At 74.2% G+C, this 22,444-nt stretch carries 20 protein-coding genes; 15 read left to right on the forward strand and 5 right to left on the reverse strand.

The window, feature by feature from the left end; all coding sequences use genetic code 11:
• Positions 1–9 precede the first annotated feature (9 nt).
• On the reverse strand, positions 10–687 hold the full coding sequence (locus tag C1729_RS12920) for a glycosyltransferase family 2 protein (protein ID WP_235977480.1): 678 nt from the start codon (positions 685–687) through the stop codon (positions 10–12).
• Positions 688–826: 139 nt separating this feature from the next.
• Between C1729_RS12920 and C1729_RS12925 the strand changes: the two genes are divergently transcribed.
• From C1729_RS12925 to C1729_RS12990, 14 genes are all read left to right on the forward strand, one after another.
• The gene (locus tag C1729_RS12925; protein WP_102510300.1) at positions 827–1,423 is read left to right on the forward strand and encodes an acyltransferase; all 597 of its coding nucleotides are present in this window, start codon (positions 827–829) and stop codon (positions 1,421–1,423) included.
• Complete coding sequence (locus tag C1729_RS12930) at positions 1,420–2,544, forward strand: DegT/DnrJ/EryC1/StrS family aminotransferase (RefSeq protein ID WP_102510301.1); 1,125 nt, start codon at positions 1,420–1,422, stop codon at positions 2,542–2,544. The genes C1729_RS12925 and C1729_RS12930 overlap by 4 nt, the downstream gene beginning before the upstream one ends.
• Positions 2,544–3,530 (forward strand): Gfo/Idh/MocA family protein, encoded by a 987-nt coding sequence (locus tag C1729_RS12935; protein ID WP_102510302.1) that lies wholly within the window; start codon positions 2,544–2,546, stop codon positions 3,528–3,530. The genes C1729_RS12930 and C1729_RS12935 overlap by 1 nt, the downstream gene beginning before the upstream one ends.
• Positions 3,527–4,906, forward strand: a complete 1,380-nt coding sequence (locus C1729_RS12940) for a glycosyltransferase (RefSeq protein WP_242493838.1) — start codon at positions 3,527–3,529, stop codon at positions 4,904–4,906. The genes C1729_RS12935 and C1729_RS12940 overlap by 4 nt, the downstream gene beginning before the upstream one ends.
• Entirely contained in the window at positions 4,903–6,726 is a 1,824-nt protein-coding gene (locus C1729_RS12945) for an ABC transporter ATP-binding protein (protein WP_102510694.1), read from the forward strand. Before C1729_RS12940 ends, C1729_RS12945 begins: the two co-directional genes overlap by 4 nt.
• A gap of 1 nt (position 6,727) precedes the next feature.
• Positions 6,728–7,897 (forward strand): glycosyltransferase, encoded by a 1,170-nt coding sequence (locus tag C1729_RS12950; protein ID WP_165375506.1) that lies wholly within the window; start codon positions 6,728–6,730, stop codon positions 7,895–7,897.
• A complete protein-coding gene (locus C1729_RS12955; protein ID WP_129590759.1) occupies positions 7,894–9,120 on the forward strand; it encodes a glycosyltransferase family protein in 1,227 nt (408 codons plus the stop codon). The genes C1729_RS12950 and C1729_RS12955 overlap by 4 nt, the downstream gene beginning before the upstream one ends.
• A 93-nt stretch (positions 9,121–9,213) precedes the next feature.
• Entirely contained in the window at positions 9,214–10,389 is a 1,176-nt protein-coding gene (locus C1729_RS12960) for a glycosyltransferase (RefSeq protein ID WP_102510305.1), read from the forward strand.
• On the forward strand, positions 10,386–11,531 hold the full coding sequence (locus tag C1729_RS14385; protein WP_129590760.1) for a glycosyltransferase family protein: 1,146 nt from the start codon (positions 10,386–10,388) through the stop codon (positions 11,529–11,531). Before C1729_RS12960 ends, C1729_RS14385 begins: the two co-directional genes overlap by 4 nt.
• A 114-nt stretch (positions 11,532–11,645) precedes the next feature.
• The gene (locus tag C1729_RS12970) at positions 11,646–12,908 is read left to right on the forward strand and encodes an OmpA family protein (RefSeq protein WP_102510306.1); all 1,263 of its coding nucleotides are present in this window, start codon (positions 11,646–11,648) and stop codon (positions 12,906–12,908) included.
• A gap of 125 nt (positions 12,909–13,033) precedes the next feature.
• Positions 13,034–13,666: a DUF3060 domain-containing protein gene (locus C1729_RS12975; RefSeq protein WP_102510307.1), complete on the forward strand. Its 633-nt coding sequence runs from the start codon at positions 13,034–13,036 to the stop codon at positions 13,664–13,666.
• 2 nt (positions 13,667–13,668) lie between these two features.
• The gene (locus C1729_RS12980) at positions 13,669–14,376 is read left to right on the forward strand and encodes a response regulator transcription factor (protein WP_102510308.1); all 708 of its coding nucleotides are present in this window, start codon (positions 13,669–13,671) and stop codon (positions 14,374–14,376) included.
• A complete protein-coding gene (locus tag C1729_RS12985; protein ID WP_102510309.1) occupies positions 14,373–15,491 on the forward strand; it encodes a sensor histidine kinase in 1,119 nt (372 codons plus the stop codon). The genes C1729_RS12980 and C1729_RS12985 overlap by 4 nt, the downstream gene beginning before the upstream one ends.
• Positions 15,492–15,723: 232 nt before the next feature.
• The gene (locus C1729_RS12990) at positions 15,724–16,650 is read left to right on the forward strand and encodes an NAD(P)-dependent oxidoreductase (protein ID WP_102510310.1); all 927 of its coding nucleotides are present in this window, start codon (positions 15,724–15,726) and stop codon (positions 16,648–16,650) included.
• A 105-nt stretch (positions 16,651–16,755) separates the two neighbouring features.
• Here C1729_RS12990 and C1729_RS12995 read toward each other — a convergent pair whose 3' ends face one another.
• From C1729_RS12995 to C1729_RS13005, 3 genes are all read right to left on the reverse strand, one after another.
• Positions 16,756–17,886 carry an Mrp/NBP35 family ATP-binding protein gene (locus tag C1729_RS12995; protein ID WP_102510311.1) on the reverse strand — a complete coding sequence of 377 codons (1,131 nt, stop codon included), beginning with the start codon at positions 17,884–17,886 and terminating at the stop codon, positions 16,756–16,758.
• 72 nt (positions 17,887–17,958) lie between these two features.
• The gene (locus C1729_RS13000; protein WP_102510695.1) at positions 17,959–18,486 is read right to left on the reverse strand and encodes a DUF1003 domain-containing protein; all 528 of its coding nucleotides are present in this window, start codon (positions 18,484–18,486) and stop codon (positions 17,959–17,961) included.
• Positions 18,479–19,762 (reverse strand): magnesium transporter MgtE N-terminal domain-containing protein, encoded by a 1,284-nt coding sequence (locus tag C1729_RS13005; RefSeq protein ID WP_102510696.1) that lies wholly within the window; start codon positions 19,760–19,762, stop codon positions 18,479–18,481. Before C1729_RS13005 ends, C1729_RS13000 begins: the two co-directional genes overlap by 8 nt.
• A 70-nt stretch (positions 19,763–19,832) precedes the next feature.
• On the opposite strand from C1729_RS13005, the gene C1729_RS14800 reads away from it, so the two are divergent.
• Positions 19,833–20,726, forward strand: a complete 894-nt coding sequence (locus tag C1729_RS14800; protein WP_242493839.1) for a YflT domain-containing protein — start codon at positions 19,833–19,835, stop codon at positions 20,724–20,726.
• Positions 20,727–20,855: 129 nt separating this feature from the next.
• On the opposite strand, the gene C1729_RS13020 is transcribed toward C1729_RS14800, so the two are convergent.
• Positions 20,856–22,400: an aminopeptidase P family protein gene (locus tag C1729_RS13020; protein ID WP_102510312.1), complete on the reverse strand. Its 1,545-nt coding sequence runs from the start codon at positions 22,398–22,400 to the stop codon at positions 20,856–20,858.
• Positions 22,401–22,444 lie beyond the last annotated feature (44 nt).

Raw genomic sequence — 22,444 nt, forward strand, 5'->3', positions numbered from 1 at the left:
GACGCCGCCTTACCGGAACACGAGGTCGACGAGGATGTTCACCGAGTTCCACAGCGACTGGCCCTTGCCGCGCGAGTAGTCGGTGTAGAGGACGTGCACCGGGTGCTCACGCCACGGCAGGCGTGTGCGCCCCAGCTGGAGGACGATCTCGCTCGCGTGCGCCATGCGGTCCTGCCGCAGCCGCACGCCCCGCGCCGCGTCCGCCCGCATGACGCGCAGCCCGTTGTGCGCGTCCGTGAGCCGCAGGCCCGTCGACTGGTTCGTGAACCACACCGCGACCTTGAGGACGATTCGCTTGAGCAGGCCCGCGTCCGTACGGTCGTCGAGGAAGCGAGAGCCGAAGACGATCGCGACGTCCTCGCGACGCGCGAGGTCGACCATGTCGGCAGCATCCTCGACCCGGTGCTGGCCGTCCGCGTCGAACGTCACGACGTACCGCGCGCCGCGCGAGAGCGCATACGTGATGCCCGTCTGCAGAGCCGCACCCTGACCGAGGTTCACGGGGTGCTCGAGCACCCGCGCGCCCGCGGCGCGCGCGACCGCGGCCGAGCCGTCCGACGAGCCGTCGTCGACGCACACGACGTGCGGGAACGTCGGCAGGACGCCGCGCACGACGTCACCCACGACCGCCGCCTCGTTGAAGAGGGGGACGACGAGCCACGCATCGTCGACGGGAGGGCGGCTCATGCCCGTCATTGTGGCATCCCGCGAGGTCCCGGCGGACGATCGTCCTCCGGAAGAGCCCTCCGCGGCGGTAGTCTGACCGAGGTCGGCACCTCGACCGGCGCGCGAGCGCGCCCCCATGTCACCCCTGGACGGAGCTGGAATGGCAGTGCGCATCGCGCCGAGCGCGGACGTGTCGGACGAGGCCACGATCGGGGAGGGCAGCTCGGTGTGGCACCTCGCGCAGGTGCGCGAGCAGGCCGTCCTCGGCGAGGGCTGCATCGTCGGCCGCGGCGCCTACATCGGCACCGGCGTCCGCCTCGGTGACCACTGCAAGATCCAGAACTACGCGCTCGTCTACGAGCCCGCCGAGCTCGCCGACGGAGTCTTTGTCGGCCCCGCCGCAGTCCTCACGAACGACCAGTACCCGCGCGCCATCAACCCCGACGGGTCCCTCAAGGACGCGTCCGACTGGGAGGCGGTCGGCGTCACCGTCGGGCGCGGCGCCTCGATCGGCGCGCGCGCCGTCTGCATCGCCCCCGTGAGCATCGGCGCCTGGGCGACCGTCGCCGCAGGCGCCGTCGTCTCCCGCGACGTCCCCGCGCACGCGATCGTCCGCGGCGTGCCCGCGCGCCAGGTCGGCTGGGTCGGCCACGCCGGACACCCCCTGGTCGCCGAGGGCGACCGTTTCCGCTGCCCCGCGACCGGCCGGCTGTACGAGGCCGCCGGCGACACCATCAGAGAGGTCGAGAACGCATGAGCGAGCTGGAGTTCATCCCCCCGGCGAAGCCGATCATCGGCGACGACGAGCGGGCCGCGGTCGACCGCGTCATGCGGTCCGGCATGGTCGCGCAGGGCCCCGAGGTCGCTGCGTTCGAGCAGGAGTTCGGCGCCCACATGGTCCAGGGCCGTGAGTGCGTCGCCGTGTCCTCGGGGACCGCGGGCCTCCACCTCGGCCTCCTCGCCGCGGGCATCGGCCCCGGCGACGAGGTCCTCGTGCCGTCCTTCACGTTCGCCGCGACCGGCAACTCCGTCGCCCTCACCGGCGCGACGCCCGTCTTCGTCGACATCGAGCCCGACACGTTCGCCATGGACCCGGCCGCCGCCGCGGCCGCCATCACCGAGCGCACCGCCGGCATCATGCCCGTCCACCTCTACGGCCACCCCTTCGACGCCCCCGCGTTCCAGAAGCTCGCCGCCGACCGCGGCGTCCAGCTCTTCGAGGACGCCGCGCAGGCCCACGGCGCGAGCCTCGACGGCGCGAAGGTCGGCACGTTCGGCTCGTTCGCAATGTTCAGCCTCTACCCGACGAAGAACATGACGTCCGGCGAGGGCGGTATGGTCTCGTGCGCCGACGCGGACGTCGCCCGCAACGTGCGCCTCCTGCGCAACCAGGGCATGGAGAAGCAGTACGCGAACGAGGTCGTCGGCTTCAACAACCGCATGACCGACATCCACGCCGCGATCGGCCGCGTTCAGCTCGGCAAGGTCGACGCGTGGACTGCCCAGCGCCAGGCCAATGCCGCGTTCCTCGACGCCGGCCTCGCCGCCGTCGCTGGCGTCGTCGTGCCGCCCGTCCGCGAGGGTGCCGTGCACGTCTACCACCAGTACACGATCCGCCTCGACGGCGCGACGGGCGCCGAGCGCGACGCCGTCGTCGCCGCGCTCAAGGCCGAGCACCAGGTGGGCTCGGGCGTCTACTACCCGATCCCCAACCACCGCCTCGCCTCCCTCGAGCACTTCGCTCCGGGGCTCGAGCTGCCCGAGACCGAGCGCGCCGCGCGCGAGGTCATCTCGCTGCCCGTGCACCCCTCGCTCACCCCCGAGCACCTCGACCGCATCGTCGCCGCCGTCGCGGCCGTCGTCGGGGCAGGTGCGTGATGGCGAACCTTCGCGCAGGCGTCATCGGCATCGGCGCCATGGGGCGCCACCACGTGCGTGTCTTCCGCGAGATGGACGGCGTCGACCTCGTCGCCGTGGCCGACCCGGGCGGCGACCCGTTCCGGGTCGCCGGCAAGCTCGAGGTCCTGCCCGACGCGGCCGCGCTCGCGGACGCGGGCATCGACCTCGCGGTCGTCGCCGTGCCGACCCGCTTCCACGAGGAGACCGCGCTCACGCTCGCCGCGGCCGGCGTCCACACGCTCGTCGAGAAGCCCGTCGCGGTCGACTCCGCCGCGGGCGAGCGCATGGCGAAGGCCTTCGACGACGCCGGGCTCGTCGGCGCCGTCGGGCACATCGAGCGGTACAACCCCGCGATCCAGGAGGTGCGTCGCCGCATCGCCGACGGGCAGCTCGGCGAGGTCTACCAGATCTCGACGCGCCGCCAGGGCCCCTTCCCCGCACGCATCGCGGACGTCGGCGTCATTCTCGACCTCGCGTCGCACGACATCGACCTCACGGCGTGGGCCGCGCAGTCGACGTACACGACCGTCTCGGCGCAGACGTCGTTCCGCTCGGGCCGCGAGCACGAGGACATGGTCCTCATCACCGGCCGCCTCGCGAACGGCGTCAACGTCAACCACACGGTCAACTGGCTCTCGCCCATGAAGGAGCGCCTCACGGTCGTCGCGGGCGAGCGCGGCACGCTCATCGCCGACACCGCGACGGCCGACGTGACGTTCTACGAGAACGGCCGCGTGCAGACCGAATGGGACGCCGTTGCGGCGTTCCGCGGTGTCGCCGAGGGCGACGTCACGCGCTACGCGATCGCCAAGCGCGAGCCCCTGCGCACCGAGCTCGAGGCGTTCCGCGACGCGGTGCTCGGCGGCGAGAACCGCACGGTGTCGATGGCCGAGGGTCTTGCGACGCTGCGCGTCGCCGAAGCCGCCAAGCGCTCCGCGCAGACGCAGGAGACCGTCCGCCTGTGACGGTTCCCGCGCGCGACGATGGCACGCACACCGACGGCACGGGCGCCGCACCCTCGGGTGCGGCGCCCGTCGGCGCCCCCGCGTCGGGCGGTGCGCGTCGCCGCGAGGTCCGGCGGCACACCGTGCTCGCCACGCGGATCTTCGCGCCCGAGCCCGCCGCCGCGTCCTTCCGGCTCGAGGCGCTCGCGCGCGCCCTCGGCTCCCCGGACCCGGCCGCGCCCGACGAGCGCCACGCCGTCACCGTGCTGACGACGTGGGCGCGGCGCTCCGAGCGCGAGCGTGCGCGCGACGCCGACGAGGACCTGCGCGGCGCGCGCGTGCGCGTCGAACGCGCCCCCGTGCTGCGCGACCGCACGGGCTACGTGCGCGGCTACCTGCCGTACCTCTCGTTCGACGTGCCGCTGCTCGTGCGGCTTCTCGCCGTGCCACGCCCCGACGTCGTCGTCGCCGAGCCCCCGCCCACGACCGGCGCGATGGTCCGCGTCGCGTGCGCCGTCCGACGCCTCCCGTACGTCTACTACGCCGCCGACGTGTGGTCCGACGCGACCGCGGGCGACGGCTCGGTTCCCGGGCTCGTCACGCGGCTGCTCGCGGCGGTCGAGGGCTGGGCGATGCGCGGGGCGCGCGGAGTCGTCGCCGTCTCGCCCGACGTCGCCGAGCGCGTCGAGGCGCTCGTCGCAGGCGGTGCGACGCGTCGTCGAGCGCGGCATCCCGAGGTCCTCGTCGTCCGCAACGGCGGCGACACGGACGTCTTCCGGCCAGGGCTGCCGCGCCCGCAGGGCGCCCCCGGACGCTACCTCGTCTACGCGGGCACGACGTCCGCATGGCAGGGCGCCGACGTCTTCGTGCGCGCCCTCGCCGACGTCCGCGAGACCGTGCCCGACGCCGAGCTCGTCATCCTCGGCCAAGGCTCCGACTTCGAGACGCTGCGCGCCCTCGCCGACGAGCTCGTGCCCGGCGTGGTCCACCTGCATCCCGTCGTTCCCGCACCCGAGGCCGCCGCATGGATCGGCCACGCCGCCGCCGCGCTCGTCTCCGTGCGTCCCGGCGTCGGCTACGACCTCGCCCTGCCGACGAAGACGTTCGCGGCCGCCGCGTGCGGCACGCCCGTCGTCTTCGCCGGACCCGGACCCGCCGTCCCCCTCGTCCGCGAGCACGAGCTCGGGCAGGCCGTCGCGTACGACGTCGAGGAGGTCGCGACCGCGATGATCGCCGCGCTCGAGGCCCCCGCCAGCGGCGAGCGCGCCGCGGGCCTCGCCGCGTGGGCCCGCGAGCACGCGAGCGTCGCCCACGTCGGGGCGACCGTCGCCGCCCACGTGCGACGATGGCGCGACGGCCGCGCACCCGGCGCGCCGGGCGAGGACGGACGTTCGTGAAGCTCATCTGGCGCACCTGGCGGCGGCTCGTGCCGCTCCTGCCCGGCCGGGCGCAGCGGTTCCTGCGCACCTACATGGTCGCCAACGCGTGCCTCTCGCTGCTCGACGTCGCCGCGCTCGCACTTCTCGCGGTCTCGCTCGCGCCGATGCTCGCGGGGGACGACGCGTCGCTGCCGCTCGTCGGGGCGCTCGGGAACGTCGCCGTCATCGGCATCGTCTCCGGGCTCATCCTCCTCAAGGGCGTGCTCTCCGTGACCCTCCAGTGGATCGTCACGCGGCGCTTCGCCGTCTACGAGCTCGAGATCGGCGACCGCCTCTTCGACGCCTACATCCGCGCGCCGTGGACCGACCGGCTCTCACGCTCGACGTCGCAGCTCGTGCGGCTCGCCGACGTCGGCATCGCCAACGCGACCGCCGGCTTCCTCCTGCCGGTCGCGGGACTGCCCGCGCTCGCCGCGACGTTCGCGTCCGTGCTCCTCGTCCTCGTCGTCACCGAGCCCGTGACGGCCGCGATCACGCTCGTCTACCTCGGGCTCGTCGGGCTCCTGCTCTACCGCGTCGTCTCGCGGCGCTCCGTGCAGGCCGGACGCGTCAACCGCGACTACTCTTTCCGCGTCGCGCGCCTCATGACGGAGATGGTCGGCGCACTCAAGGAGATCACGCTGCGCGACAAGGCCGGCGAGGTCGCCGACGTTGTCCGCGCCAACCGCGCCCACACCGTCCGTGCCCGCGCGAACCTCTCGTTCCTCGCGGCCGTGCCGCGCTACGTCGTCGAGACCGCGATCGTCGGGGGGTTCCTCCTCGTCGGCGGAGCGGCCTACCTCATGGACGGGCCGGGCGCCGCGTTCGGGGCGCTCGCGATGTTCGGCGTCGCCGGCTTCCGCATGGTCCCCGCGATCACGGGCTTCCAGGCCGTCGTCGCGACGACCGCCGCGAACATCCCCAACGTCACCGCCGTCATCGGCGACATCGAGGCCGCTGAGGGGTACCTCCGCGCCGCCGAGACCGGCGGGCGGGAACCGCTCGCGGGCGAGCCTGCGCGCCTCACGCTGCGTGGCGTCGGCTTCACGTACCCCGGTTCGCACACCGAGGCGATCCACGACGTCGACCTCGACCTGCCGCTCGGCTCCTCGCTCGCGCTCGTCGGCTCGTCGGGCGCCGGCAAGTCGACGCTCGTCGACGTGCTCCTCGGCCTCCTCGTGCCGCAGTCCGGCACGATGCGCGTCGACGACCAGGACCTTGCCGACGTCCTCGCGGCATGGCGGGCCCGCGTCGGCTACGTGCCCCAGGATGTCGCGCTGTTCGACGGGAGCGTCGCGCAGAACGTCGCCCTCACGTGGACCGACGACCTCGATCGCGACAAGGTACGCGCATGCCTCGCGAGCGCGCAGCTCCTCGACGTCGTCGAGGCGCGCGCGGGCGGGCTCGACGCCCGCATCGGCGACCGCGGCATGGCGCTCTCGGGCGGGCAGCGGCAGCGCCTCGGCATCGCGCGCGCCCTGTATTCCGACCCTCTCGTCCTCGTGCTCGACGAGGCAACGAGCGCCCTCGATACGCAGACCGAGGCGTCCGTCGCGGCCGCGATCGCCGGACTGCGGGGCAAGGTCACGCTCATCTCGGTGGCGCACCGGCTCTCGACGATCCGGCACTCCGACCTCGTGTGCTTCATGGCCAACGGTACGATCGCGGCGCGCGGGACGTTCGACGAGCTCGTCGCGGCGGTGCCCGACTTCCAGGAGCAGGCGGCGCTCGCAGGCCTCGCGGCCCTGCCCACAGCTTCGGCCGAGGACGACGGTGGCGGCGTCCGGCAGGATGGGTGACGTGCACGCGTCCACCTTCGTTCCCGCGGTCGACCTCATCATCGCCGTCCACGACGCCCGGCGACCCGTCGCGCGCGCCGTGCGCAGCGTCCTCGACGGCTCCGAGGGGCTTGTCCGCGTCACTGTCGTCGCGCACGACCTCGGCATCGCCACGGTCGAGGACGCCCTCGCGCTCACGCCCGACGAGCGCCCGCACGTGCGTGTCCTCGGGTACTCCGACCACGTGCGCAGCCCCGCAGGCCCCTTTAACCACGGCCTCGCGCACGCGCGCGCCGAGTACGTCGCCGTCATGGGATCCGACGACACGCTCGAGCCCGGCGCGGTGCGCGCCTGGCTCGACGTCGCGCGCGAGCGCGGCTCCGACGTCGTCCTCGCGCCGCTGCGCCAGGGCGGCCAGGTGCTCCGCAACCCGCTCGTGCGGCGCGGCACGGGCCGCCCCGGCCCGCGCGCGACGACGCCGCTCGACGCCGTCTCCGATCGGCTCCTCTACCGCTCCGCGCCGCTCGGGCTGCTGCGGCGCTCGACGCTCGCGCGGCTCGGCCTGACGTTCACCGAGGGCCTCGCGACGGGGGAGGACCTCGAGCTCTCCGCGCGCCTGTGGTGCTCGGACGCGCGCATCGACATGCTGCCGTCGGCCCCCGCGTACGTCGTCGGTGCGGACGCCGCCGACCGTGTCACGGGCGCCCGGCGGCCCGTCGCCGACGAGCTCGCCGCGGTGACCCGGCTGCGGACCGTCGGCCTGCCCGGCGAGCTGCGTCCCTCGCAGCGGCGCGCGCTCGCGATCAAGGTGCTGCGCGTCCACGTGCTCGGTGCGCTCGGGCGTCGGCAGTCAGCCGACGCCTGGGACGACGACGGCCCCGCTGCGCTGCGCGCCGAGGCACGCGCGTGGCTCGAGGCCGCGCCGACCGCGCTCCACGCCCTCGCGCGCGCCGACCTCGCTGCACTGCGCGTCGTCGCGGGGCGCGCCTGGGTCGCCCGGACCGGCGACGACGAGCGCCTGCCCGTCGGCAGCGACGACGGCGGCCCCGCAACCGCGGGCGGGTTCGCGGCCGCAGCCGTCGCGCGCGCCCGCGCCGGACGCCTCACGACGCTCGTGCCCCGCGACCTGCCCGACCTCCTCGACCCCGAGTCGACCGCGACCCGCTACGTGAGATACCGACTCCCGTGGTGAACCTCCCTCCCGCCCTGTCGCGCGTCGCCGCGGCCGTCGTGCGCCGCGCGCCCGACGGGCTCGTCCGTGCCGTCGCACCGTCGCTGCGGCCGTGGGCACCGGGCGACGTCCCCGCGAACCCGCCCGTGCCCGGCGCGCCCGTGCGGCTCTATGTCGGCCCCGCGAACTACGCCGGGCAGGGCACCGCGTGGGCCCGTGCGGCCGAGCTCCTCCCCGGCGTCGGCGCCGTCGCCATGACCGCCGAGCCCCCTGCGGGCTTCAACTTCCCCACCGACGTCCGCGTACCCCAGGCCGTCTACACGGGCTCGCACCGCTGGCAGACCGCGCAGCGGCGCTACGTTGGCCGCTTCAGCCACGTCCTCGTCGAGGCGTGCCGGCCGCTCTTCGGCACGCTCGACGCGACCGCGCGCGAGCCCAACGGCGTGTGGCGCGAGATCGCCGACCTGCGGGCGTCGGGTCTCGTCGTCGGGAACGTCGCTCACGGCAGCGACGTGCGCGACCCCGCGCGGCACCTCGAGGCGACCGCGTGGTCACCGTTCCGCGACACCGCGTGGGAGACCGGGCGTCTGCTGGCGATCTCCGCGCCCGAGCACAACCGACGTCTCGACGAGCTCGAGGCGAGCGGCGTCCCGACGTTCGTCTCCACGCCTGACCTCCTGCGCGACCGCCCCGCCGCGACGTGGCTGCCGCTCGTCGTCGACCCCGACCTCTGGGCGACCGACGCGCCGCCGCTCGCACGTCCCGTGCCCGTCGTCGTCCACGCGCCGACGAACGGACCCGTCAAGGGCACCGCCGCGATCGAGCCCGTGCTCGAGCGGCTCGCCGCGCGCGGCACGATCGACTATCGGCGCGTCACGGGTGTGCCCGCCGCACGCATGCGCGACGTCTACCGGGACGCGGACGTCGTCCTCGACCAGTTCGCGCTCGGCTCCTACGGCGTCGCGACGTGCGAGGCGATGGCCGCCGGTCGCGTCGTCGTCGCGCACGTCACCGACCAGGTCCGCGAGGCGGTCGAAGCCCGCGCGGGGCGTGCGCTCCCGGTGCTCGAGGCGACCCCCGACACGCTCGAGGACGTGCTCACGCACGTGCTCGACGAACGCTCGACGGTCGCGGAGCGCGCGTGGACCGACGGCCCCACCTTCGTGCAGGCCCTGCACGACGGGCGCGCGAGCGCCGAGGCGCTCGCCGGATTCTGCGGCGTCGCGGCGGCCGCGGACGCGTGAGCGTGACGACGTCCCCCAGGGGCGTGGGGTCCCGTCGAGGTGCGTCACCCGGTCGTCACCCGTCCCGCGCGCTGTGCTGAGAGACTAGGTCCCGTGCCCCGCACCTCCCTTCTCATCCTCTCGTTCTCGCCGATCGCGTCCGACGCACGCGTCCTCAAGCAGGTGCGTCTCTTCGCGGAGCGGTACGACGTGACGACGTGCGGCTTCGGCCCCGCCCCGACGGGACCGGGTCTCGACGGCGTCCGGCACGTCGAGATTGCCGCCGAGCACGCGAGCCTCGCGCTCGACGGCCGCCTCATCACGCTCCGCGCGTACTCGCTCGTCGAGCGGCGCACGCCCGCCGTCGTCGGCGCGACGCGCGCGCTCGCGGAGGCCGGTCTCGCCCGTGGCGCGTTCGACGTCGTCCTCGCGAACGACGTCGAGTCCGTGCCGCTCGCGCTGCGGCTGCGGCCGCGCCTCGGGGTGCATGCGGACCTCCACGAGCTTTCGACCCGCCTGCACGACGAGAGCCCTGCGTGGACGCGTCGGATCGCGCCCTACGAGCGGTGGCTCGCCCGGCGCTTCGTCTCCCGCGCGCGCTCTGTGACGACCGTGAGCGAGGGCCTCGTCCGCGGCTACGCCGAGGACGCGGGGCTCGAGGCGAGCGTCGTCGTCAACGCGACGCCCTTCGCGGACCTCGAGCCGACGACGGTGGCCGACGACGCCCCGCTGCGGCTCGTCCACTCGGGCGCGGGCCTCGCCAACCGGCACCTCGAGATCCTCGTCGAGGCAGTCGCCCTCACCCGCACCCGCGTGACGCTCGACCTCTTCCTCACCGCCAACGACCCGGCGTACCTCGCGCGCCTGCGCGTGCTCGCGGCTGACATCCCGGGCGTCACGCTGCGCGACCCCGTGCCCTACGAGGACCTCGTCGCGACGCTCGCGGGCTTCGATGTCGGCGTGTTCGTCCTGCCGCCCGTCAACGCGTCCTACGCGCGCGCCCTGCCGAACAAGCTCTTCGACTTCGTCCAGGCACGCCTCGGGATCGTCGTCTCGCCGAACGAGGAGATGGCGGCGCTCGTGCGCCGCCACGGGCTCGGAGCCGTTACCCCCGGGTACACCGCGCGCGACCTCGCCGACACTCTCGACGCGCTCACCGCCGCGGACGTCCGGAGATGGAAGCAGGCCGCGCACGCCGCGGCCGGGCCGCTGTCCGCCGAGCAGCAGACCGCGGGCTGGGTGCGTGCCGTCGACGCGATCGCGGCGCGTGCCGCAGGAGGTGCCCGATGACCCGCCCGTCGCTCCTCGTCCTCTCGTTCTCGCCCATCGCGTCCGACGCGCGCGTCCTCAAGCAGGTCCGCCTGTTCGCGGACCGCTACGACGTGACGACGTGCGGGTACGGTCCGGCGCCCGAGGGCGTCGTCCGGCACCTCCAGGTGCCCGACGAGGCCGTGTACTGGCGCAAGGACCCGCTCGCACTCCTCACGTTCCGGCACGCGACCGTGCTCGCGCGCAACGCGGCCGTCGCGGCCGCGCGCCCGCTGCTCGCGGGCCTGACGTTCGACGTCGTCCTCGCCGACGACGTCGACGCCGTGCCGCTCGCCCTCGAGGTCGCCCCGCGCCTCGCGTCCGGGCGCGCCGCCGTGCACGCCGACCTCCACGAGTACGCGCCCGCGCAGAACGAGGAGCTGATGCGCTGGCGGATCTTCGTCGCGCCCTACGTGCGCTGGCTCCTGCGCCGCTTCGTCACGCAGGCCGCGTCCGTGACGACCGTCGCTCCCGGCATCGCCGAGGCCTACGAACGGGAGTACGGGCTCACGACGGGCGTCGTCGTCAACGCCGCCCCCTACGCCGAGCGCGAGCCCGGGCCCGTGCACGCCCCCGTGCGCCTCGTCCACTCCGGCGCAGGGCTCGCCAACCGGTTCCTCGACCACCTCGTCGACGCGGCCGAGCGCACGCGCCTCGACTGCACCCTCGACCTCTTCCTCGTGCGCAACGACCCCGCCTACGTCGACGACCTGCGCGCCCGCACCGCAGGCTCGGCGCGCGTCACCGTGCACGACCCCGTGCCGTACGCCGAGCTCGGCGACACCCTCGCCGCGTACGACCTCGGCATCTACGTCCTGCCCGAGGTCAACCGCAACAACGCGATGGCGCTGCCCAACAAGATCTTCGACTTCGTCCAGGCGCGCCTCGGCCTCGTCATCGGGCCCAACCCGGAGATGGCGCGGCTCGTGCGTGAGCACGGTCTCGGCGCGGTCGCGTCCGCGAACACCGCGGAGGCGCTCGCGGCCGCGCTCGACGACGTGACGCCCGACGACGTCGCCCGCTGGAAGGCGGCCTCGCACGCCGCGGCGCGCGCGCTGTCCGCCGAGGAGCAGTCGGGCGCGTGGGCGCGCGCGGTCGACGCGATCGCGGCGGCGCCGCGCTGAGAAGGGCCGTGCCGAGCAACGCCCCTCCGAGCATCGTCTGACCTGCGCTGTCGTGTCGCGAGACTGCGACACGCTCGCCACGCGCGTGCGACATCTCCTTCCTAGGATCGAGACATGACGAAGCGCACCGCCCTCGCACTCGCCCCGTTCCTCGCGTTCGCGCTGGTCGGGTGCTCGGCAGGAACCTCCACCCAGGAGCCGGGCACGTCGTCGGGCACGATGCCGACGGTCCCGGTCGCGGCGTCGGCAGCCTCTTCCACCGCGACGCCGGACGCACCGACGCCGGACGCGACGTCCACGACCGCCCAGCAGGGCGCGAACGTGCCCGCCGTGCCCGGCTACGCGGCCGGTGAGATCCCGCCCGTGCCGCTCTTCGTCCTCCCGGACCTCTCGCTGCTCGACACGTCCGTCCCGGACGTCACGGCCGAGCTCGCACGCGCCGTCGCCGAGATCCCTGGCGTCACCGCCGAGGCCGCACGTTGCGACGCCGCGGGCGACGTCGTCGTCGGGGACCGGACAGCCCGCCTCTACGGGGACGGGTCCGGGAACTACGTCGGTCCCGACGGAGCGGTGCGCAACTACGGCGACGGCTCCGGAACCGTCACCGACGGGGGCCGCCGCCTGCGGTCCTACGGCGACGGCGCCGGGGAGTACACCGACGGCGAGGTCACCGTGCGCGCGTACGGTGACGGCACCGGCGAGTACACGGACGCCCGCGTCAACGTGCGGATCCTCGCCGACGGCGCCGGGTCGTGGACCGACGGCAGCACGAGCATCCGCAACTACGGCGACGGCGCCGGCCTCCTCGCGGACGGCACCGTGACGATCCGCAACTACGGTGACGGCTCGGGGGAGTACCGCGACGCACACCTGACGATCAGCAACGACGGCGACGGCGAGGCCGTCGTGACGACCGCCGACGGCGGCCCCGTCACCGTGCCGGCCGAGCCGCTGCCCCCGGTCGCACCGCTCGGTGCGTTCCCGCCGCTCGGGGTGCTCGCCCCCATCGAGTCGTGCGGCGTGACGCTGACGTTCGACGCGGCCGTCCTCTTCGACTTCGACCGCAGCGACGTCCGCGCCGACGCCGCGGACGCGCTCGACACCGTCGCGACGGCGCTCACGACGGCGAAGGTGCCCGGTGCGGTCGTCGCGGGGCACACGGACGCGATCGCGTCGGAGGACTACAACCAGCGGCTCTCGGAGGCCCGCGCCGACGCGGTCGTCGCCGCGCTCACCGGCCGCGGCGTCACCGCAGACCTCACCGCGACCGGCTACGGCGAGACCCGCCCCGTCGCGCCCAACCCGCTCGACGGTGCCGACAACCCCGCCGGACGCCAGCTCAACCGACGCGTCGAGATCTTCGTGCCGTCGTCGTGAGGAGGCCCGCGCTCGGCCCGCGCCGGACCCGGCCCGGCCTGCGCCGGACCCGCCTCGGCCCTCATCAGACCCGCCTCAGTCCCGCTCTGCCGCCCGTCAACTTTCCCTCGACCGGAGGACCCACCATGCACCGCCACCTCACCGACCGCCGCGCCACGCGCCCCGCCGTCCGCGCCCTGCCGTTCGCTCTCGCAGGACTCCTCCTCCTCGCCGGATGCGGCGTCGAGGTCACCGACGGGGCCGCTCCCGGCCCGTCGTCGACGGTGCCGGCAGCCGGCACGGCGACGTCCGGGCCGACGGAGCCCGCCGCGCCGAGGGCATCGACCGCGACCCCTGACCCCGCGACCCCTGACCCGGCGACCCCTGACCAGGCGACCCCTGACCCGGCGACCTCCGACGACCCGACAGGGCGGGGCGAGGCCCCCGCCGTCACCGACCCGGACCTTGCGGCCGAGCGCGACGACATCCTCAGCAAGGTGACGACGACCGTCGCGTGCGACGGGACGCGCGTTCTCGACACCGACGGCGCGTACGTCCGCGTCGAGGGGCCGTGCGACCTGCTCACTGTCCAGATGGACGCGGGCGTTGTCGTCGCCGACGACGTCACCGAGCTCCGCGTCCTCGGCACGGGCGTCACCGTCTTCACGGACACGCTCACGACCCTCAGCGTCTCCGGCGACATCAACTGCGTGTACTGGGCCGGGACGACGCCCGACGTCACCGACGTCGGCACCTCGAACGTCGTCGCACGCTGGTGAGCATGGACCGCCCCTGCATCCTCCTCGTCGACGACGACGCCGCGATCACCGACGCGCTCGGCCCCTACCTCGAGCGCTCCGGCTTCGCGGTGCGCGTCGCGGCCGACGGCCAGGCGGCTCTCGACGCGGTCGCGCACGCTGTTCCCGACCTCATGGTCGCCGACGTCATGATGCCGCGGCTCGACGGCCGCGAGCTCGTCCGGCGCGTGCGCGCGCGCCGGCTCACGCTGCCGATCATCCTGCTCACGCAGGTCGGGGAGTCCTCCGAGCGGTCTGCGGCGCTCGACGAAGGTGCCGACGACTACCTCAACAAGCCCTTCGACCCGCACGAGCTCGTCGCCCGCATCCGCGCGGTCCTGCGCCGCTCGGCGGCGACGCCCGGGCTTGCGGGTGCGCGCACGCTCACGGCGCGCGACCTCGTGCTCGACCGCACCGCGCGACGCGTCCACCTCGCCGGCCGCGAGGTCGTCCTCACACCCAAAGCGCTCACCCTGCTCGAGCACCTCATGCTCAGGCCCGGGGAGGTCCACACGCGCGAGCGGCTGCTCGCGACGCTCTGGGGCCTCGACTTCGCGACGCCGAGCCGCGCCGTCGACCACCGCGTCGCCGAGCTCCGCCGCGAACTGCACGACGACGCGTCCGCGCCGCGGTTCCTCGAGACCGTGCCGTCCGTCGGGTACCGGTTCGTCGCGCCCGTGGGGTCGGCATGAGCGGGGCGACGGCGTCCCCGCACGACGGGCCTTCGGGTGGTCCGTCGGACGGTGCCGGTCCGTGGCCCACCGCCCCGCGTCCCGCCGACCCGCATCCCGCCGACCCGCGTCCTGCTGTCTCGGTCGACGGACCCGCCCGGCCTCGTGCCGTCACCGTCGCGTGGGCGCTCGCGGCCGTCGCGCTGCTCGCGGCCGCCGTCGTCGGCCTCACGCTGCGCGGCGACACGCGCGTCGTGCGCCTCACCGTCGCCCTGCCCTGGGCCCTCGCTGCGTGCGCGCTCACGGTCGGCCTGGTCGCCGTCGTCGTCGCACTCACGGTGCGCGCGAGCAGCCACCGTCGGGCACGTGACCGTGCGCGCGACGACGCGCACGCGCGCGAACTCGCCGCCGCGCACGACGCCGCCCGCACCGCGGGTCGCGACGAGCAGCGTGACCAGCACCGGCGCTTTCTCGCGCGGCTCGACCACGAGCTCAAGAACCCCGTCACCGCGATCCGCGCCGTCGCGGCGTCAGGGGCTGCGGGCGCACCGACGCCCGACGCCTGGGCGAGCATCGACGCCCAGTCGCGCCGCCTCGCGACGCTCGTCCGTGACCTGCGCAAGCTCGCCGAACTCGAGACACGACCCCTCGAGCTCGAGAGCGTCGACCTGCCCGGGCTCGTGCGCGAGGCCGTCGACGCGCTCGCCGCGACCGACCCGGGGCTCGCCGCACGCCTCAGCCTCACCGTGACGACCGTGCCGTGGCCAGTGCCCGACGTCGCCGTCGACCGGGACCTTCTCGCCGTCGCGGTCGACAACGTCCTCGCCAACGCCGCGAAGTTCTCGACCGACGGCGCGATCGAGGTGCGGCTGCGCGAGCACGACGGCCGCGCCCAGATCGAGGTCGCCGACGCCGGGCGTGGGATCCCGGCCACCGAGCTGCCGCACGTGTGCGACGAGCTCGCGCGCGCCGCCAACGCGCGCGACGTCCCGGGCTCGGGCCTCGGGCTCGCACTCGTCGCGACCGTCCTGCGGCGGCACGGCGGGACCGTCGTCGTGAGGTCCGTCGAAGGGACGGGGACGTCGGTGACGCTCGCGCTCCCGACGGCGACGGAGACGTCGGGCCCCGACGCCTGAGCGGGGCGGACGCCTGAGCGTGGCGGGCGCCTGGGCGCGGCCGGCGCCTGAGCGGGGCGGGCGCCGAGGCATGCTGCGCGCTGGACGGGGGCCGCGGCCGCGCCGCGGACCTGAGACGATGGGATCGTATCCATAGCCCCGGCGCGAGCCCGCGCGGCGTGGGACCACGCGCCCGGGCCGGTCGTCCACGCCGGTCCCTGATCGCTGCACCGCAGCCGCACCGGAGGTTCGCATGACCAGCACCACCCACGCACCCCGCGTCACCGTGACGGGCGACATCCCCGCCTGGCGCGACGCCGTCGTCCGCGGCGGCGGAGAGCTCACCGAGCTCGGTCCCGACACCGAGGTCCTCGTCTGGCACGGCGGACCTGCGACCGAGCTCGTCCCCGTGCTCGCTGCCGCCCCGAACCTGCGGTGGGTCCAGCTGCCGTCCGCGGGCGTCGAGGCGTACGTCGCCGCGGGCGTCTTCGAGCGCGACGTCGAGTTCACGTCCGCCAAGGGCGCGTTCGCGGAGCCCGTCGCGGAGCACGCGCTGCTCCTCACGCTCGCCGCGCTTCGGCACGTCCCGCGCCGGGCGCGTGCGACGTCGTGGGGCACGCCCGCGGGCATCAGCCTCTACGGCCTCACCGTCGGGATCCTCGGCGGCGGCGGCATCACGACCGAGCTGCTGCGACTTCTCGCGCCGTTCGGTGTCCGGACGATCGTCGCGCGCCGCTCGACGTCGCCGCTCGAGGGCGCGGACGTCACGACCGACCTCGACGGGTTCCGGGAGCACCTCGGCGAGATCGACGTACTCGTCGGCGCGATCGCGCTCACGGACGCGACGCGTGGCTGGGTCTCCGCGGAGGTGCTCGCGGCGCTGCCGTCGTCGGCCGTCGTCGTCAACGTCGCGCGCGGGGGCCTCATCGACACCGCCGCGCTCGTCGCGGCGCTCGACGCGGGCGAGATCGCAGGTGCGGGTCTTGACGTCACCGACCCCGAGCCGCTGCCCGACGGGCACGCGCTGTGGGGCCGGGACGACGTGCTCGTCACGCCGCACACCGCCGACACCCCGGAGATGGTCGAGGCGATGATGGCCCGCCGCATCGAGCACAACGTCCGCGCGTGGCACGCGGGCACGCCCCTCACGGGCGGCGTCGACCGCGCAGCGGGCTACTGACCCCTCGCACCACCCCTCTGATCGCGAGATAGCGCTCCTGGGTCGAGATAGCGCGCGTTGCGTGCTATCTCGACGCGGGAGCGCTATCTCGCGGGACGGGGAGCGTCAGCTCACCGTGAGGGGGAGCTTCTTGCCCGCGAGTCCGCGGCCTCGCGTCGCGAGGGTGCGGGCGACCGCGCGGAGCGCCTGGGCCGCAGGCGAGGTCGGGTCCGTGAGGACGACGGGCGTGCCGCCGTCGCCTGCCTCGCGCAGCGCGACGTCGAGCGGGACCTGCCCCAGGAGCGGCACGCTGACACCGAGCGACTCCGAGAGCGACGCCGAGACGCGCTCGCCGCCGCCCGAGCCGAAGATCTCGAGGCGCGAGCCGTCAGGCTGCTCGAGCCACGACATGTTCTCGACGACGCCCACGACGCCCTGGTTCGTCTGGCGCGCGATCGAGCCCGCGCGCTCCGCGACCTCCGCGGCCGCCGACTGCGGCGTCGTCACGACGACGATCTCCGAGCCCGGAAGCAGCTGCGCGACCGAGATCGCGATGTCACCCGTGCCGGGCGGAAGGTCGAGCAGCAGGACGTCGAGGTCGCCCCAGAAGACGTCGCCGAGGAACTGCTGCAGCGCCCGGTGGAGCATCGGCCCGCGCCACACGACCGGCTGGCCCGGCGGCACGAACATGCCGATCGAGACGACCTTGACGTCGTGCGCGATCGGCGGGAGGAGCATGTCGTCGACCTTCGTCGGCATCTCGCGCGCGCCGAGCATGCCCGGGATCGAGAAGCCGTAGATGTCGGCGTCGACGACGCCGACGCGCAGACCGTCGGCTGCCATCGCGACCGCGAGGTTCGCGGTGAGCGACGACTTGCCGACGCCGCCCTTGCCCGACGCGATCGCGTACACCTTCGTGAGCGAGCCCGGCTGCGAGAACGGGATGACGGGCTCGCCGTCGCCACCGCGCAGCTGCTTCTTGAGCCGCACCCGCTGCTCGGGACTCATGACGCCCATCTCGACGGACACCGACGCGACACCCTCGACCGCCGACGCGGCCGCCGTGACGTCCTCGACGATCTTCGCCTTGAGCGGGCAGCCCGCCGTCGTGAGGTCGATCGCGACCGTCACCTCGCCGGCACCCACCACCTCGACCTCCCGCACCATGCCGAGCTCGGTGATGGGACGGCGGATCTCGGGATCGATGACGGTGGCGAGCGCTGCGCGCACGGCCTCGACGAGGGTCGGCTGAGTCATGGGACCATCCTAGGTCGCCCCGGCCGGGAGACGACCAGGACCGTGGGATGTGTCACCAACCGGACGTGCGGATCAGTGCGCCGGCTCGTCTGGCTCGGACGCGTCACGCCCCGCAGCCTCGCGCCCCGCCTCAATCTCCTCGAGCAGGTTCCTCAGTTCCGAGCGCACGAAGTCGCGCGTCGCGACCTCGCCGAGCGCGATGCGCAGCGCCGCCATCTCCCGGGCGAGGAACTCCGTGTCCGCAAGATTCCGCTCCGCACGCTGCCGGTCCTGCTCCGCCGAGACACGGTCCCGGTCGTCCTGCCTGTTCTGCGCGAGGAGGATGAGCGGCGCCGAGTACGACGCCTGCAGCGAGAGCATGAGCGTCAGCAGCGTGAAACCGATCGCGACCGAGTCGAACCGCAGGTGCTCCGGCCCCCACGTGTTCCACGCGAGCCACACGACGCAGAAGATCGTCATGTAGACGAGGAACCGCGGCGTCCCCATGAACCGCGCGATGCCCTCCGAGGCCCGCCCGAACGAGTCGTCGTTGCGGCGCGGCAGGAACCGCTCGCGCAGCGACGTCCGCTTGCCCTTGGGCTGGTCGAGCCGCTCAGCCACGTCGCTCACCACCCACGGGGGCGTCGGGCACGTGGTCGTCCTCACGCCAGTCCTCAGGGAGCATGTGGTCGAGCACGTCGTCGACCGACACCGCGCCGAGCAGGCGACGGTCCGGGTCGAGCACCGGCAGCGCGAGAAGGTTGTACGTCGCGAGCAGGCGCGTCACCTGCGCGAGCGGCGCCGACGGGCCCACGTGGTCGACCGCGTCGAGGACGTCGCCGAGAGACTGGTGCGGAGGCTCGCGCAGCATCCGCTGGAAGTGCACGACGCCGAGGAAACGTCCCGTCGGCGTCTCGAGCGGGGGCCGCACGACGAACACCATCGACGCGAGTGCAGGCGGCAGGTCCGCCCGACGGATGTGCGCCATCGCCGCCGCGATCGACGTCTCCGGGGCGAGGACGACGGGCTCGGTCGTCATGAGACCGCCGGCCGTGTAGTCGTCGTACGCGAGAAGACGCTGGACGTCCTTCGCGTCCTCAGGCTCCATGAGCCCAAGGAGCTGGGACGCGCGCGCATCCGGCATCTCGTGGAGGAGGTCCGCCGCGTCGTCGGGCTGCATCGCCTCGAGGACGTCGGCTGCCCGGCCCGGCTCGAGCGCCGACATGATCTCGACCTGCGTGTCCTCGGGCAGCTCCTCGATGACGTCGGCGAGACGCTCGTCGTCGAGCGCGCGCGCCACCTCGATGCGCCGCTCCTGCGAGAGGTCGTGGAGCGCCTCGGCAAGGTCGGCGGGCTTGAGGTCCTCGTACGCCGCGAGGAGGAGGGCCGCGCCCTGGTTCTGCTCGATCGACGCGAGGGAGAGCAGGTCGGTGACGTTGACGACCTCGCCCTGTCCGCGCCGACGGATGCCGAGCGTGCTGCGTGTCGGTTGCGTGCGCCGCACGAAGAGCCGGTCGACCATCCAGTCGCCGTTGCGCTGCTTCTCGATCGAGACGTCCTCGATCCGGGCGGACCCCGAGCCATCCGCGAACGCGACGACACGGTCGAAGAGTTCGCCGACGACGAGGGACTCCATGCGCCGCTGCTCGAAGCGCCGCATGTTGACGAGACCTGTCGAGATGACCTGGCCCGCGTCGATGCTCGTGATGCGGGTCATCGGCAGGAAGACGCGGCGTCGGCCGGGGACCTCGACGACGAGCCCCACGGCGCGCGGCGCCCCCTTGGGGCGCATGAGCACGACGACGTCCCGCACCCGCCCGACGCGGTCCCCGAGCGGGTCGAAAACAGCGGTCTCGGCGAGCCGGGCGACGAAGACTCGGGTTCCGACAGCGCTCACGGGCACAGCCTATGCGCGCAGCTCGGCTCGCGGGCGACCGTCCGCGCCCGCGGTGCGGCATGATCGTCGTATGAGCAACCCGATGCTTCCTGCCGCCGGGCGTGGACCGGTTCCCGCGGTGCCGACGCTGCCCGAGGGGACGGCCGTCGCGTCCTTCCGCACGTACCTCGAGGCGCAGAAGGCCGTCGACCACCTGTCCGACGAGGCGTTCCCCGTCCAGTCGCTGACGATCGTCGGCGACGACCTGCGCATGGTCGAGCGCGTGACGGGCCGCCTCACGTACGGCCGCGTCGCGGCGGGCGGGCTCATGTCGGGCGCGTGGTTCGGACTCTTCATCGGTCTGCTGCTCTCGATGTTCTCGAGCGACGGCTCGGGGTTCCCAATCCTCGCGGCGGTGCTCATGGGCGCCGCGTTCACGACGATGTTCTCGCTCATCTCCTACGCACTGACGCGCGGCAAGCGTGACTTCACGTCGCAGAGCCAGATCGTCGCGACGCGCTACACGGTGCTGTGCCGCACCGAGCACGCGTCGCGTGCGCGCGAGATGCTCGCCGCGGCGGGTATCCGCTCGACCGCAGGCGGCCCGACGGTTCCGGCGGGGCCGGACGTCGTCCACGGCTTCCCGGCGCCGGCGGTGCCGCCGCGCGGCGCTGACGTGGCGGTGGTGCCCGACGGCCCTGCGGCGCCGGTCGCGCCGACGGGCCAGCCGCGTCCGTCGTCGATCTCGTCGCAGTACGTGACCCCCGACGGCCGCCCGCGCTACGGCGTGCGCCACGAGGACCTCCAGCCCGACGGCACACCGAGGCCGGAGGCGGTCGCATCGGAGCCGGACGCCTCGTCGTCGGACCCTGCGTCGTCGTCGGACCCCGCGTCGTCGTCGGACCCCGGGTCGCCGTCGAGCCCCTCCTCGTCGTCGGAACCTGCGCCCGACCCGTACCGCCCGCCAGCACCACCCACCGAGTGACGCCTCACCGCCGCTGACTCGGAGGTCCCCAGCACCATCGAACGGTGCTGGGGACCTCCGAGTCGGGAGGCAGACCGGCGAGGGCCCCTGCACCGTTGCACGGTGCAGGGGCCCTCGGTTCTCGCGGGGTCAGCGCAGGCTCGCCATCCATGCCTCGACCTCGTCGGCCGTGCGCGGGAGCGCCGCCGTGAGGTTCTCGTTGCCGTCGGCCGTGACGAGCACGTCGTCCTCGATGCGCACGCCGATGCCCCGGTACTCGGCGGGCACGAGCATGTCGTCCGCCTTGAAGTACAGGCCCGGCTCGATCGTGAAGATCATGCCCGGCGTGATCGTCCCGCCGACGTACATGTCACGACGCGCCTGCGCGCAGTCGTGGACGTCGATGCCGAGGTGGTGGCTCGTGCCGTGGACCATCCAGCGGCGGTGGTGCTGGCCCTCGGGCGACAGCGCGACCTCGGCGGTGACACCCTCGGGCAGCAGGCCCCACTCGGCGACCTTGCGGGCGATGACCTCCATCGCGGCGGCGTGCACGTCGGAGAAGATGTTGCCCGGCACGGCGGCCTCGAACGCGGCGTCCGCCGCCTCGCGCACAGCCTCGTACACCTTGCGCTGCACGTCCGTGAACGTCCCCGAGACGGGCAGGGTGCGCGTGACGTCGGCCGTGTAGAGGGAGTCGACCTCGACGCCCGCGTCGACGAGGATGAGCTCGCCCTCGCGGACCTTGCCGTCGTTGCGGATCCAGTGGAGGGTCGTCGCGTGGTCGCCCGCCGCCGCGATCGTGTCGTAGCCGACCGCGTTGCCCTCGATGCGGGCGTTGCCGTCGAACACGGCCTCGACGACGCGCTCGCCGCGCTCGTGCGCGACGGCGCGCGGCAGGGCGCGCACGATCTCCTCGAAGCCCGTGACCGACGCGGCGACGGCTGCGCGCATCTGCGCGATCTCCCACGCGTCCTTGACGAGACGCAGCTCCGAGGCCGCCTCGGCAAGACGAGCGTCGTCGGCCTCCTCGACCCCGGCCGCGGCGCGCACGGCCTCGACGAGCGCCGTGACGTGCTCGTCTGCCTCCGCGACGACGAGCAGCTCCGTGCCCGCACCGACGTCCTTCGAGATCGCGTCTTCGAGCGCGTCGAGGTGCTGCGTCTCGACGCCGAGGACGACGGCGAGGTCCTCGAGCGTCGGGCGCGGCCCGACCCAGAACTCGCCGTACCGCGAGCTCGAGAAGAACTCGTCCGTGTCGCGGCCCGAGGCCGGACGGAAGTAGAGGACCGCGTCGTGACCGCTGTCGGCGCGCGGGTGCAGCACGAGCACGGCGTCGGGCTCCTGGTCCGTGCCGAGCCCCGTGAGGTGCGCGAACGCGCTGTGGGGGCGGAAGCGGTAGTCGGTGTCGTTCGAGCGGACCTTGAGCGGCCCGGCCGGCACGACGAGGCGCGCGCCCGGGAACTGCGCGGAGAGCGCGTCGCGACGGGCCTGCGCGTAGTCGGCGACCTCGGCGCGCTCGGGCGCGGTTCCGGTGCGCGGGCCCCAGCCGGACATGACGAAGTCGCGGAACGCCGAGGAGTCGGGGCGCTGCGAGCGCTGCTCGCCGCGAGCCGCGAGCGACTGGTCGGGGGTGTCGGTGCCCGTCGCGTCGGGCGTCAGGTCCTGGTTGCCGGGGGTGAGGGCGTCGGTGCTCATACCTCCATCGTCCCACCCTCCGCGCGCGAGCGTGGGTGACCGTC

Origin of the sequence: Sanguibacter massiliensis (assembly GCF_900240335.1) — a bacterium.
In the GTDB taxonomy this organism is placed as follows: domain Bacteria; phylum Actinomycetota; class Actinomycetes; order Actinomycetales; family Cellulomonadaceae; genus Flavimobilis; species Flavimobilis massiliensis.